This is a genomic window from Variovorax sp. GW458-11-26-14-LB1 (assembly GCF_059423965.1).
On the sequence record NZ_JBWKYW010000062.1, the window covers coordinates 1 to 13,322 of the forward strand.

General features: G+C 68.3%; 13 protein-coding genes and 1 riboswitch. Of the genes, 1 reads left to right on the forward strand and 12 read right to left on the reverse strand.

What is annotated here, in order from left to right; genetic code table 11:
* On the reverse strand, positions 1–558 hold a 558-nt coding region (locus AC07YS_RS28130), incomplete at its 3' end, for an AMIN domain-containing protein (RefSeq protein ID WP_495275745.1).
* On the reverse strand, positions 555–1,049 hold the full coding sequence (tsaE, locus tag AC07YS_RS28135; RefSeq protein ID WP_056579690.1) for a tRNA (adenosine(37)-N6)-threonylcarbamoyltransferase complex ATPase subunit type 1 TsaE: 495 nt from the start codon (positions 1,047–1,049) through the stop codon (positions 555–557). The genes AC07YS_RS28130 and tsaE, both read right to left, overlap by 4 nt.
* Here tsaE and queG point away from each other — a divergent pair.
* Entirely contained in the window at positions 1,035–2,117 is a 1,083-nt protein-coding gene (gene queG / locus AC07YS_RS28140; RefSeq protein ID WP_495269661.1) for a tRNA epoxyqueuosine(34) reductase QueG, read from the forward strand. The two genes, tsaE and queG, sit on opposite strands and share 15 nt — an antisense overlap.
* On the opposite strand, the gene arsC is transcribed toward queG, so the two are convergent.
* From arsC to AC07YS_RS28190, 10 genes are all read right to left on the reverse strand, one after another.
* A complete protein-coding gene (gene arsC / locus AC07YS_RS28145; RefSeq protein ID WP_495269660.1) occupies positions 2,114–2,494 on the reverse strand; it encodes an arsenate reductase (glutaredoxin) in 381 nt (126 codons plus the stop codon). The genes queG and arsC overlap by 4 nt on opposite strands.
* Before the next feature lie 31 nt (positions 2,495–2,525).
* Positions 2,526–3,227, reverse strand: coding sequence for a glutathione S-transferase family protein (locus AC07YS_RS28150; protein ID WP_062473484.1), 702 nt, complete (start codon positions 3,225–3,227; stop codon positions 2,526–2,528).
* A 41-nt stretch (positions 3,228–3,268) separates the two neighbouring features.
* Positions 3,269–3,781 (reverse strand): 6,7-dimethyl-8-ribityllumazine synthase, encoded by a 513-nt coding sequence (locus AC07YS_RS28155; RefSeq protein ID WP_495269659.1) that lies wholly within the window; start codon positions 3,779–3,781, stop codon positions 3,269–3,271.
* A 113-nt stretch (positions 3,782–3,894) separates the two neighbouring features.
* Positions 3,895–4,053: riboswitch (FMN riboswitch) on the reverse strand.
* Positions 4,054–4,150: 97 nt separating this feature from the next.
* Positions 4,151–6,331 carry a TonB-dependent siderophore receptor gene (locus AC07YS_RS28160; protein ID WP_495269658.1) on the reverse strand — a complete coding sequence of 727 codons (2,181 nt, stop codon included), beginning with the start codon at positions 6,329–6,331 and terminating at the stop codon, positions 4,151–4,153.
* A gap of 314 nt (positions 6,332–6,645) precedes the next feature.
* Positions 6,646–7,740 (reverse strand): DNA glycosylase AlkZ-like family protein, encoded by a 1,095-nt coding sequence (locus AC07YS_RS28165; protein WP_495269657.1) that lies wholly within the window; start codon positions 7,738–7,740, stop codon positions 6,646–6,648.
* A gap of 318 nt (positions 7,741–8,058) precedes the next feature.
* The gene (locus AC07YS_RS28170) at positions 8,059–8,937 is read right to left on the reverse strand and encodes a sugar phosphate isomerase/epimerase family protein (protein WP_495269656.1); all 879 of its coding nucleotides are present in this window, start codon (positions 8,935–8,937) and stop codon (positions 8,059–8,061) included.
* Positions 8,938–8,945: 8 nt separating this feature from the next.
* Positions 8,946–10,133, reverse strand: a complete 1,188-nt coding sequence (locus AC07YS_RS28175; protein WP_495269655.1) for a dihydrodipicolinate synthase family protein — start codon at positions 10,131–10,133, stop codon at positions 8,946–8,948.
* A 19-nt stretch (positions 10,134–10,152) separates the two neighbouring features.
* Positions 10,153–11,328: a Gfo/Idh/MocA family protein gene (locus tag AC07YS_RS28180; protein WP_495269654.1), complete on the reverse strand. Its 1,176-nt coding sequence runs from the start codon at positions 11,326–11,328 to the stop codon at positions 10,153–10,155.
* Positions 11,329–11,457: 129 nt separating this feature from the next.
* Positions 11,458–12,441 carry a tripartite tricarboxylate transporter substrate binding protein gene (locus AC07YS_RS28185; protein ID WP_139706941.1) on the reverse strand — a complete coding sequence of 328 codons (984 nt, stop codon included), beginning with the start codon at positions 12,439–12,441 and terminating at the stop codon, positions 11,458–11,460.
* A gap of 155 nt (positions 12,442–12,596) precedes the next feature.
* Entirely contained in the window at positions 12,597–13,253 is a 657-nt protein-coding gene (locus tag AC07YS_RS28190) for a TetR/AcrR family transcriptional regulator (protein WP_070061270.1), read from the reverse strand.
* Positions 13,254–13,322: the final 69 nt, after the last annotated feature.

Below are 13,322 nucleotides of genomic sequence, written 5' to 3' on the forward strand. Positions count from 1 at the left end.
GGCCGGCGACGGTGCGGCGGGCGGGGCGGTGGCGACGACAGGGCCGTTGCTCGGGGCGGTGGCGGTGCTGCTGCCGTTCTTGGGCGCATCGCGCAGCCGCTCGGCGATCAGCGCTTCCATCGGGTCGATGGCCTGCTCGGGGTACAGGTCGAGCACCAGCCGGTGCTTGTAGGCGGCCACGGGTGCCAGCGAGAACACCTGCGGGCGCACGGTCTGCTTCAGGTCGAACACGATGCGCACCACCTTCGGTGCGTTCTGCCCGATGCGCAGGCCGTTGATGTACGGGTCGCCCGGCTTGATCTTACCGACCAGGTCGCGCAGCTCGGTGTTCAGGTCGATGCCCTCGATGTCCACGGCCAGCCGGGGCGGGCTGCCGACCACCAACTGCTGCGAGTTGAGGCGGGCGTCGGATTCGATGGTCACGCGGGTGTAGTCGGCGGCGGGCCACACGCGCACGGCGAGGATGCTGGCGCCGCGCGCGATCTGGTGCACGCCCAGCATCAGCGCGATGCTGCCGCCTTGCAGCAGCACGCGCCGTTTCAGGCCGGTCGCCTTCATGCGGCCAGGCACGCCAGCAGATCGCTGCCGCGAGGGGTGTTCGCCAGGAGGGTCACGCTGCGGGTGTCGTCGGTCATTGCTTCTATTTTAATAGCTAGGTCGGCAGGTGGGGTGCGCCCCGCGGCGTTTTCCGGCCACTCGGCCAGCTTGAGGCCCGGGCCCGCGAAGATGTCGCGGAAGCCCGCGTCGTCCCATTCGCGCGGGTCGGCGAAACGGTAGAAGTCGAAGTGGTAGATGGCCAGCCCGTCGGGCGCCTCGTGCGGCTCGACCACCGCGTAGGTGGGGCTCTTGATGCGCCCGGTGATGCCGAGCGCGCGCAGCAGGTGACGCACGAAGGTGGTCTTGCCGGCGCCTAGGTCGCCCTGCAGCGCGATGAAAGCGTCGCGCAACGCGGGCGATGCGGCGAGCGCGCGCGCCAGCGCGTCGGTGTCGTCTTCGCCCTGCCAGCGCAGGGTGCGCGTTTCTACAATCGGCAAGTGATCGTCAGCCATCCACTCGTTGCTCGTATTCAGGCCTTGGCCCGGGAACTCGGATTCTCCCAAATCGGAATCGCGGGCGTCGATCTGTCGAGCGCCGAAGACGGTCTGATGCAATGGCTGGCCCATGGGTTCCATGGAGAAATGCAATACATGGCAACGCACGGCACGCGCCGCGCGCGGCCCGCGGAGCTGGTGCCGGGCACGGTGAGCGTGATCACCGCGCGCATGGATTACCTGCCGCGCGCCACACCGGGCGACTGGCAGACCGTCGAGTTCGACCGCCTCACGCGGCCCGGCGAGGCCATCGTATCGGTCTATGCGCGGGGCCGCGACTATCACAAGGTGCTGCGCAACCGCCTCGCCAAACTCGCCGAGAAGATCGCCGAAGAGGTCGGCCCCTTCGGCCACCGCGCCTTCACCGATTCGGCGCCGGTGCTCGAGGCCGAGCTCGCCTCGCGCAGCGGCCAGGGCTGGCGCGGCAAGCACACGCTGGTGCTCGACCGCGACGCGGGCTCGATGTTCTTCCTGGGCGAAATCTACGTCGACATGGCGCTGCCGCCGAGCGAACCCGTCAGCGCGCACTGCGGCAGCTGCAGCGCCTGCATCGACGTGTGCCCGACGCGCGCCATCGTCGCGCCGCAGCGGCTCGATGCGCGCCGCTGCATCTCGTACCTGACCATCGAGCACGCCGGCGCCATTCCGGTGGAACTGCGCCCGCTGATGGCCAACCGCATCTACGGCTGCGACGACTGCCAGCTGATCTGCCCCTGGAACAAGTTCGCGAAGAAGAGCACGCTGCCCGACTTCGACGCGCGCGAGGGGCTCACGGGCCGCACGCTGGCCGAGCTGTTCGCGTGGAGCGAGGAAGACTTCCTGCGCCGCACCGAAGGCAGCCCGATCCGCCGCATCGGCCACGAGCGCTGGCTGCGCAACATCGCGGTGGCGCTGGGCAATGCGGTGCGATCAGGCGAGGGCGGCGCGAAGGACGCGCTGGCCACGCGCGCCGAGCATCCGAGCGAGCTGGTGCGCGAGCATGTCGCGTGGGGGCTGGCGCAGCAGTCCGAAGATCAACCGACTTAAGCGGGAAGGATCTCGCGCACGCGCTCCCACGGCCGGCTCATGAGCGTGCCGCGCGGCGACACCACGATCGGGCGCTGCAGCAGGATCGGGTTCTCCACGATCGCGTCGAACAGCTGGTCGTCGGTCAGTTTCTCGTCCGCCAGCTTCAGTTCTTCGTAGGGTGCTTCCTTGGTGCGCAGCAGGTCGCGCGCCGTCAGGCCCATGGCCTTCGCCAGTTCGCGCAGCTTCTTCTTCGAGGGCGGCGTTTCCAGGTACAGGACGATCTCGGGCTCCACGCCGCTTTCGCGGATCAAGCCCAGCACGTTGCGCGACGTGCTGCAGTTGGGCTTATGATAAATCGTCATCGGGTAGGCGGTGGTCGGTGTGCGTGCGGTCATGGCGTCGATTATGAGAAGAGAAGAATGGGCCTCAGCTTGTCTCTTCGTCCGCATCCATCGAGAACGGAAAGCGCGCCGCCCAGAACGCCGCCAGTCGCGGGTCGGCGTCCACGCGCCGCACCACGCGCGCCATGCGCGGCGCCACGCGGTAGAAGCGCCGGCGGGTCGGCGTCCAGCGCGACACCACGGTCACGTACAGGTCGAGCATGCTGAGCTTGTCGCCGAGCAGGTAGGGCGACGGTTCGTCGATCTGCGTGTCCATGAGGTGCCAGCAGTGCGCGATGCGCGCGGCCGTGCGCTCGAGCACCACGGCCTGCGCGGCGGCATCGGCCGCGAGGCGCGACGGCTCGTCGCGCACCCAGAACATCGAATAGATCGAGGCCGGCAGGTAGACCATCCAGCGCAGGTACTGCGCGCGGCGCGGATCGCCGGGCGCGGGGCAGAGCCCGGCCTCGGGGTAGCGGTCGCCCAGCCAGATGAGGATGGCGGCGCTCTCGGTCATGACTTCGCCCGAAGGCAGCACGAGCGCGGGCACCTGCTGCATCGGGTTGACGCCGGTCAGCCGCTCGCGTTCGGACTCGCCCTCCCAGGGGGCGATGTCGACCGTGTCGACCTGCGCGCCGATCAGCGTCAGCGCGGCGTGGATGGGCGTGGCGCCCGAGCCGGGCGCCCCATAGAGGGTGTAGCGGTCGGCGGCTGCTGCTGCGACCGCCGGGGCGGATGGAGAGGCCATCCGCGCAGGTTACTGCAGGCGTGCGCCTCTTGCCAACCCGCTCAGGCGGCCAGCAGCGCGTCGATCTTGTCCAGCGCCTCGAGCGTCTTGAAGCAGGCCTCGGCCACTTCCGTGCCCTTGACCGCGAAGTGGCGGTGGAAGTACTTGCGGTGCTCCACGTGCTCGTGGAAGTGGTGCGGCGTGAGCACGGCCGAGAAGATCGGCACGTCGGTCTCCAGCTGCAGCGACATCAGCGTGCTGACGACGGTGTTGGCGACGAACTCGTGGCGGTAGATGCCGCCGTCCACCACCAGCGCGCAGCCGATGATGGCCGCGTACTTGCCCGAGTTGGCCAGGCGCTTGGCGTGCAACGGAATCTCGAAGGCGCCGGGCACATCGAAGATGTCGATGAGCTCGCGTGCCACGCCCAGGCGCTGCATCTCTTCGAGAAAGGCGTCGCGTGCCTGGTGGACGATGTCGGAATGCCATTGCGCCTCGACGAATGCGATGCGCTGGCCGCGCGGCGAACCCGACGCGGTGACGGCAGAAAGGGGAAGGTCGTTGATCTGACTCATGGTGTGCCTCTTGAAAGCAGGTTTCCTGAATCAGGGCGCACGAAACCACAGGCCCGCTCGCGCGCCGGTGTGCCCAAAAAGAGCAAAGCAAGGCGCGCGGGCATGCCCGCATTTCGCGCTCTCTTTCATCCGGACTGTGACCGTCGGCTTCGGAATCGCACCGAAATCTGCTGACCCTCGAACCTGTGGCAGGTCCGAGGCGCTCGCGGGCTTGTGCAACTTTCGTTGCCATCACCGCCGGTGGGGAATTGCACCCCGCCCTGAGAACGCTTGCCGTCCGGCGAACCGGACGACGGCGCGATTCTAGAAGCACGCCGCCGGGCCGGTTGTCGCCCGCGCGCCAGACCTTCGAGCGCGCGGGGATTTGCTTCAGAAGCGGTACGTCGCGCTCGCGGTCAGGGTACGGCGCTGGCCGTAGAAGCAGTCGCCGCGCGCCAGGCAGGTGGTGATTTGCACCTTGTCGGTCAGGTTGGCCACGTTGAGCGCCAGGCGCAGCGGGCCGTTGTCCCACGCGAACATCGCGTCGAACAGCGTGACCGCGGGCGCGGGGTTGCTGTCCATGCCGTCGTACGACTTGCCCAGGTAGCGCACGCCGCCGCCGGCCGAGAAGCCGTGCAGGCCGCCGATCGAGAAGCGCTTGGTCACCCAGGCCGAGGCCGTGTGTTTGGGCACGCCCGAGATGCGCTTGCCCAGGTCGGAGCCGTTGCTCTTCGACACGCGCGCGTCGGTGTAGGCGTACGAGGCGATCCAGTCCCAGTCGCGCGCGATGCTGCCCTTGTACTCCAGCTCCAGGCCCTTCACGTGCACTTCGCCGAGCTGCACGCTGTTGAGCGGGTTGGTCGGGTCGGGGGTCTTGCGGTTGGTGTCGCGCAGGTCGTACACCGCCGCCATGAACGAGGTGCGCTGGCCCGCAGGTTCCCACTTCACGCCGGCTTCCCACTGCTTGCCGCGCTGCGGCTTGAAGGGGTTGTTCGACGTGTCGACGCCGCCCAGCGGCAGGAACGATTCGGCATAGCTCAGGTACGGCGCCCAGCCGCCATCGGCCAGGTAGACCAGGCCGGCGCGCTTGGTGGTGGCCTTGTCGTCGGCCGCCGCGGCGGGGCGGCCTTCGGTGTCGGTGGTGGCCTTGTCGTGGCGCAGGCCCAGCAGGCCGATCCAGCGGCCGTACTTGACCTGGTCCTGCACGTACAGGCCCGCCTGCTTCTGCACCACCTCGGGTGCGCGCGTGAAGCTGGTAGGCGCCGTGTAGTTGCCGTACACCGGCGCGTACACGTCGAGCGCGCCCGCACGGCCACGGCCCGAGAGCTTGGAGGTGGTGTTGCGCTGGAAGTCGGCGCCCAGCAGCAGCGTGTGCTCGACCTCGCCGGTCTTGAAGTGCGCCTCGGCCTGGTTGTCGAGCAGCAGCATCTTGCCGCCGTTGATGTCGCTGCTCAGGTCGCGCTCGATGGTGCGCTGGTCGGCGTTGAACACCGGGCGCGCCGGACGGCCTGTGAGGCGGTTGGCCGTGAAGCTGGTGTACGAGGTGTTGTACCAGACCTTGCTCTCCGTTGAGCGCAGGTTCTGGCGCACCGTCCAGGTGTCGTTGAGGCGGTGGCTGAACAGGTAGCCCAGCGAGGTGCTGCGCGTGTCGAAGCGGTCGAAGCCCGGCTCGCCGGTAAAGGTCGAGGTCGGGATGCGGCCGTACAGCGAGGGCAGCAGCGTGCCTTGCCACGGGAAGAAGCCGATCAGCGAGCCGCTCTTGTCCTTCTGGTAGGACGCCTGCAGCGTGAGCGAGGTGTCGGCGTTCGGGCGCCAGGTGAGCGAGGGCGCGATCGCGATGCGGTCGTCCGACACGTGATCGACCTGCGTGCCGCTGTTGCGGTTCACGGCCACGAGGCGGTACATCCACTTGCTCTCGGGATCGAGCGAGCCGGTGAAGTCGGCGGCGATCTGCTTGCGCGCGTTGTTGCCCAGCTGCAGTTGCACTTCGCGCTGCGTCTCGGCCTGCGGGCGCTTCGACACGAGGTTGAGCACGCCGCCGATGCCGCCCTGGCCGTACAGCACCGACGAAGGGCCGCGCAGCAGTTCCACGCGCTCCAGCATGTACGGGTCGGGCCGGCTGGCGTTGTAGGTGCCGTAGGTGCGTTGCAGGCCGTCGAGGTACTGCACCGCGTCGCCACCGCGGGCCTTGAACGAATCCACGCGGCTGTCGAAGTAGCTCGACACCACGCCGGCCGTGTAGTTGGTGGTCTCGCGCAGGGTGAGCGCGCCCTGGGCTTCGATCTGGTCACGCGTGACGACCGAGATGGCCTGCGGCGTCTCGATCAGCGGCGTATCGGTCTTGGTGGCGGTGCTGCCGCGCCTGGCGACGAAGCCCGTCACGGGGCCGGTGGCGGTTTCACCCGCATCGCCCGAGACGGTGACGGTGGGCAGGGCCTGCCGCGTTTCGGCAGCGGCGGTTTCTTGCGCGTGGGCATGTGCGCTGGCGGCAAGCGCCACGGCGGTGACCGCGAGCGTGGCATAGCCCCGCCGCGTGCGCGGCGTTCCGGGGCGACGATTCTTGGATGTCATGTGCAGCTTCTCCTGTGTCCTGCGTCAGGTGTGTCTAGGGCGGGGGAGTGGCTGCGGCGCGGTCAGGCGCGCCATGGCTTCTCGGGTGCGATCGAAAAAAACGGAAACGAACGAGCGCGTGCCGTGGCGCATTCCGAAAGGAAAGCGCATCCGGCTGGTGTTGTGTGTCTACGGCGTCGTGGGGGCAGTGGCCGGGGGCGACGACGGGATGTGTCGTCGCTCGGGCTGCTGCGTCTTCGTTCCTTCGAAGACGGCTGGCGGGCTCGCGGCGGGCGCGGGCGGCTGGCTGAGGCGGGCGATTATAAAAGGCGGCGTCAGCGGCCTGCGAGGAACTGCGTCATGCGGTGCAGTTCTTCGTCGAGGCCCGCGCGGAAGGCCGCGCCGTGCGGCTTCTTCGCGTCGGCATAACCGAAGGCCGGCTGCAGGCGGCCTTCGGGCGCACTCACGTTGGCCCAGCCGATCACGCGGTCGTGCCACAGCATCGGCAGCGCGTAGTAGCCGAACTGCCGTTTCGGCGCGGGCGTGTAGGCCTCGAACTTGTACGTCCAGCCCCACAGCAGCTCGAAGCGGCGACGGTCCCACACCACCGGGTCGAAGGGCGCGAGCAGGCGCACCGCGTCGTCGGGCGCATGACGGCGCGAGACGGGGTTCTCGTCGGCGGGCCAGTACCAGGTGGTGCCGTCGATGCGGCAATTGGCCAACTCCTCGCGCGCCAGCCGCAGCGCCGCCTGGGTCTGCGCGGCCAGGTGCGGCGCGCCGTAGCCGAGCAGGCGCACGAGGTAGGTCAGGCTCGTGGCCGGCAGTGGCGCGTACTTGCGCAACACCAGTTCGATGAGCGCCGCCGCACGCTGCGCGCGCCCGGCGGGGCTGTCGTCGGCGGGCGGGTGGCTCACCGCCTCGTACACCCGCGTGCCGCTGTCGCGCCGCACCACGCGCAGCAGGCCGCGGTAATGCATGCCGTCGAGCAGGTGCGTGGTCGCGTTGCTGGAGCCGCCCCAGTAGTTCTGGATGCGGCCATGCGCGAAGTGCTGCTCGACCTGGCGCGGATGCACCGGGCCGTGCTCGCGCACATAGGCCAGCACGTCGGCGGCCTTGCGGCGCGTGTCGGCGTCCCAGGCTTTCTTGGCCTCGCGCGGATGCATCAGCGCCAGGTGTTCGCGCGGCAGGAAGCCGTAGTTGACGAGGCAGTCTTCCTCGATCGCGAGCCGCGCGTAGCGGCTTTCGAGATCGCCTGCGCGGTAGTCCTTCACGCGATGGCGCAGCGTGAGGTCCTGCGCCCGCGCCGGCGCACGGATCGGGTCGGCCTGCACGAAGCCGAGCTTGCGGATGGCGGCAGGGAGCGTCGTCGGCGTGAAGAGGGTGCGCGCGACGGCGTAGCGGCGCAGGTCGTCGAGGGTGGGGTCAGCCATGGGGCGGATTGCAGCACAGGTGGCCACTTTTCGCTTCGTGGCGAGTTGCTGTTCAGGGCGTCGCTCCCGCCGACGAGGTACCTTGCTCCGCGAATGTCCCCCGGCCTGCGGCCTCCTCCTTGATTTCGCTGCGCAAGGCACCTCATCGACGTGAGCGTGTTCAGAGCACGTGTTGATCGGCGCGCACCCGCAGCGTGCCTCGTGCTCAGGACACTGGGTGCTTCCCGCAGCGAAATCAAGGAGGAGGGGCGCAGCCCCGGGGGACATTCGCGGAGGGAAGTGCCCGGTGGCCTGGGCACGCGCCCTGAACGGCAGCGCTCAGACGGCAGTCTTGTGCCGCTCGATGCAAACGTCGAGTGTCTCCGCCCCAGGCCGCTGCCACCAGTCCAGGTTCGAAAAGATCTCGACCTCGCTGAACCCGGCAAACCCCGCGTCCTCGACCCACCCGCGGATCTTCTTCAGCTCGACGACCCCGTCACCCATCATCCCGCGATCGGAGAGCAGGTCGCGCGTCGGCGTGAGCCAGTCGCAGACGTGGTACGCCAGCAGCCGCTCGCGGCCGGCGCGGGCGATCTGTTGCTGCAGCTTCGGGTCCCACCACACGTGATAGATGTCGAGCGCCACGCCGAGCATGCCGGTCTTGCCCGCATCGAGTTCGTCGCACAGGTCGAGCGCATGCTCGAGCGTGTTGATGCACGCGCGGTCGGCCGCCTGCATCGGGTGCAGGGGTTCGATGGCCAGTGGCATGCCGACCTCGCGCGCGTAGTCGAGCGATGCAGCGATGCCGTCGCGCACCTCGCTGCGCGCGCGGGCGATGTCCTTGTATGCGGCCTTGCCATCGAGCGCGCCGGGCAGGGCGCCGACCACGAGCACGAGGCAAGGCGCATCGAGCGTCTTCGCCTCGTCGATGGCGCGGCGGTTGTCGTCGAGTGCGGCCTTCAGGCCGGCCGCATCGGGCGCGGGAAAGAAGCCGCCCCGGCAGTAGCCCGAGAGGCCGATGCCGTGCGCCTTCAACTGCCTGGCCACTTTGTCGAGACCGACGGTCGCGACCTGGTCGCGCCACGGGCTGATGGCGCGGATGCCGCGTTCGGCGCACTGGTCGATGAGGCGGTCCAGCGGCACCTCGGCGCCCGACTGCTTGCGGATGGTCGCCGTGTTGATCGACAGCCAGTCGTGGTTCTGCGAAAAGTCGCGCATGGTCGCCATCAACCTTCCACGCCGTGCAGCGCCAGCAGCGTCTTCATGCGCCGCACCGCGAGCTCCGGTTGCTCCAGCAGGTTGGCTGCATCCGCGAGACGGAAGAGTTCCGCGAAGTGCTGCAGCGAGCGCGTGCTCTGCTGGCCACCCACCATCGTGAAGTGCTTCTGGTGGCCGTTGAGCCAGGCCATGAACACCACGCCCGTCTTGTAGAAGCGCGTGGGCGCCGCGAAGATGTGGCGCGACAGCGGCACCGTGGGGCCGAGGATCGCGTGGAACTTCTCGGTGTTGCCCTGGGCCAGTGCGCCCAGCGCGGCACTCGCGGCGGGCGCGATGGCGTCGAAGATGCCCAGCAGCGCATCGCTCTTGCCGTGCGTCGGCTCGCTGCCGAAGCCGTCGCCGGCGATCAGCTCGGCATAGTTGAAGTCGTCGCCCGTGTACATGCGCACGCCCTTCGGAAGGCGGCGGCGCATGGCGATTTCCTTGTCCTTGTCGAGCAGAGAGATCTTGATGCCATCGACCTTTTCGGGGTGCGCCGCGATGATGCCGACGGCGGTGTCCATCGCTGCGTCGACATCCTTCGTGCCCCAGTAGCCTGCGAGCGCCGAGTCGAACATGTCGCCCAGCCAGTGCAGCACCACGGGTTGCTTGGCCTGGCTCAGGATGCGGTCGTACACGCGCTCGTAGTCTGCGGGGCTTTTTGCCACGCGGGCCAACGCACGGCTCGCCATCACGATCAGCTTGCCGCCGAGCGCTTCGATGGCGGCCATCTGTTCTTCGTAGCCGCGGATCACATCGTCGACGCTCTTCACGTCGTCGATGTTCAGGTGGTCGGTGCCGCAGCCCGAGGCGACGAGTGCGCCCGGCACGTCCTTCGCGGCGTCGAGCGAACGGCGGATCAGTTCGAGCGACGTGGGCCAATCGAGGCCCATGCCGCGCTGCGCGGTGTCCATCGCCTCGGCCACGCCCAGGCCCAGCGAGAACAGGTGGCGGCGGTAGGCGATGGTGGTGTCCCAGTCGACCGCGCATTGCAGCCACGGGTCGATGGCGGCGAGCGGGTCGGCCACGACGTGGGCGGCCGAGTAGGCGATGCGGTTGAACTTGACGCCCGCATCGGGCTTCACTGGCGCGGTGCCGCGCAGGGCGTAGGGCGCGAGTGCGCCGCTCGCGGTGGGGAGGGTCAGCGACAGTGCCATGGCTTTGTCTTCTTCTTCCTCAGACCTTCAGCGTGGGCACGTCGATCCAGCGGCGCTCCTGCCACGAGGCGAGCGCGGCCTCGACCAGCTGCACGCCCTTGGCGCCTTCGGGCAGCGTCCACTTGTAGGGCGCGTCTTCCACCACGTGGCGGATGAAGTGCTCCCACTGGATCTTGAAGCCGTTGTCGTAGACCTGCGAGTCCGGAATTTCCTGCCACTGGTCGAAGAAGTTCATCGTCTGCTTCTCGTCGGGGTTCCACACCGGGCGCGGCGTGGCCACGCGCGACTGGGCGCGGCAACTCGACAGGCCGGCCACGGCCGAGCCGTCGGTGCCGTCGACGTGGAAGGTCACGAGGTCGTCGCGGCGCACGCGCGTGGCCCAGCTCATGTTGAGCTGGGCGATCACCGGCTCGCCGTTGTGGCCCGTGAGTTCGCAGGTGGCGTAGGCCGCGTCGTCGGCGGTGGCCTCGTAGGGCTTGCCGGCTTCGTCCCAGCGCGTGGGGATGTGCGTGGCGCCGATGCACGACACCGACTTCACCTCGCCGAACAGGTTGTCCAGCACGTAGCGCCAGTGGCACATCATGTCCAGGATCATGCCGCCGCCGTCTTCCTTGCGGTAGTTCCAGCTCGGGCGCTGGATCGGCTGCAGGTCGCCCTCGAACACCCAGTAGCCGAACTCCAGGCGCACGCTGAGCATGCGGCCGAAGAAGCCCGCGCGGCGCAGCATGTCGAGCTTGCGCAGGCCGGGCAGGAAGAGCTTGTCCTGCACGGCGCCGTGCTTCAGGCCCGTGGCCTTGCCGGCTTCGTCGGCCAGGCGGGCGATCTCGACGGCTTCGTTGAGGTTGGTGGCGATCGGCTTCTCGCAGTACACGTGCTTGCCGGCGCGGATGGCCTTGGCCAGCAGCGTGGGGCGCATCTGCGTGGTGCCGGCGTCGAAGAAGACGGTGTCGTCCTTGTTCGCGAGCGCCTGGTCGAGGTCGGTGCCCCAGCGCGGGATGTTGTGGGCCTTGGCGAGTGCTTCCATCTTCTCGGCGCTGCGGCCGATGAGGATCGGGTCGGGCATGACCTTGTCGCCGTTCGACAGCGTCACGCCGCCCTGGGCGCGGATGGCGCAGATGGAGCGGATCAGGTGCTGGTTCATGCCCATGCGTCCGGTGACGCCGTGCATGATGATTCCGAGACGTTGGATGGCCATCGTGGGTTCCTTGGGGAGATGCAGGGGAAAAGAAAAAGGGTCTTCGATCGGCGTGGCGCGTGGCAACGCCGGGGCAGGCCGGGCTGCCCCGCGTGCACGACGCGGCGCGAGACCTCGGCGTGTCTGCTGTTACTGCTGGACCGCGAGGCCGGCGGCCTTCACGAGCTGCGCGTTGCTGGTGATCTCGTCCTTGATGTAGGCGTCGAACTGCTCGGGCTTGAGCGTCCAGGCGTCGGCGCCCAGCTTGAGGAAACGTTCCTTCACCTCGGGCGTGGCCAGGGCCTTGACCACTTCGTCGTGCAGGCGGTTGACGACGTCGCGCGGCGTCTTGGCGGGCGCCATCATCCCGATCCAGAAGTTGAACTCGGAGCCGGGCACGCCGGCCTCGGTGGTGGTGGGCACGTCGGGCAGGGCGGCGGCGCGCTTGGGCGAGCCCACGGCCAGTGCGAGCAGCTGGCCTTCCTTGATCTGGCCGATGACGGGCGCGATGGGCGAGAAGTAGTAGTCGACGCGGCCCGAGAGCACTTCGGTGACGGCCTCGCCCGATCCCTTGAAGGGGATGTTGGTGGCATCGATCTTCGCGGCCATCTTGAACTTCTCGGCGTTCAGGTGCGTGGCGCTGCCCTGGCCGGCCGAGGCGAAGTTCATGCTGCCGGGCTTGGCGCGCGCGGCGGCCAGCAGCTGCGGCAGGGTCTTGATGTTCTTGCTGGGCGAGATGACCAGTGCGTTGGGCAGCGACGAGATCGGCGTGACGCCCGCGAAGTCGTGCACCGTGTCGAAGGGCAGCTTGGCGAAGGTCGACGGGCTCACCGTGTGCGACGACGAATGGATCATCACCGTGTAGCCGTCGGGCGCGGCGGTGGCCACCGCCTGCTGGCCGATGGTGCCGCTGGCGCCGCCGCGGTTCTCGATGATCAGTGCCTGGCCCATGCTGGTGCCCATCTTGTCGGCGATGGCGCGGGCAATGATGTCCGTCGTGCTGCCGGCGGCGAAGGGAACGATCACGCGGATCGGCTTGGTGGGGTAGCCGTTCTGCGCGGCCGCCAGGCCCGGCAGCAGGGCGGCCAGGCAGGTCAGCGAGGCCAGGAGGGTGGTGCGTGCAAGTTGCTTCAAGGTTGTCTCCGCGCGGTCGGGCCGCAGTTCTTGAGTCATCAATTCACCATTGAGTGAATTAGTGAATTGTAGGAATGGCTGCGCCGCAGCGTCAACCGACGCTGCTTGGTGAAAACCCGGAGGCGTGGAAAAGGGCGCCTGCAGCGCCCGAAGGCTCAGTGCAGGACGTAGCCCAGCACGAGGTCGGTCATGTGCGAGAGGCGTTGCGCCATCGCCTTGGGGGCACGCAGGTCACGCCCGAAGATGGCCGACAGCGTGTGGTTGTTCGAGAGGTAGAAGTAGCACAGCGAGGCGATCGAGATGTACAGCTGCACGGGGTCGACGCCGGCACGAAAGAGGTTGTCCTTCTTGCCGCGCTCCAGCACGGTGTCGAGCAGCTGCACCAGCGGCGAGTTCATCTCCTGGATGCGCTCGGAGCGCTTCAGGTGCGCCGCGCCGTGCAGGTTCTCGCTATTGAGCAGCGTGATGAACTCGGGATGCTCCAGGTAGTAGTGCCAGGTGAACGACACCAGCTGGCGGATCGCCTCGACGGGCTCGATCTCGTCCAGGTGCAGGCGCTGCTCGGCGGCGCGGATGTCGGCGTACACGCGCTCCAGCACGGCCAGGAACAGGTCGTCCTTGCTGCCGAAGTAGTAGTAGATGAGGCGCTTGTTCAGGCCCGCGCGCTCGGCGATGCTGTCCATGCGCGCACCGGCCAGGCCGCGCGCGGCGAACTCGTCGCGCGCCGACGCGAGGATGGCCAGCTGCGAGCGGTCGGCGTCGCGCGAGCGCGGCTCGAGCGTTTCGGGCAAAGAGTCCTTGGGGGCCTTCATGACGCGAATTTAACCAATTGGGGAATTAAGACAAGGCGTTGAAGGCAGGCACACATAATCGCCGGAGAC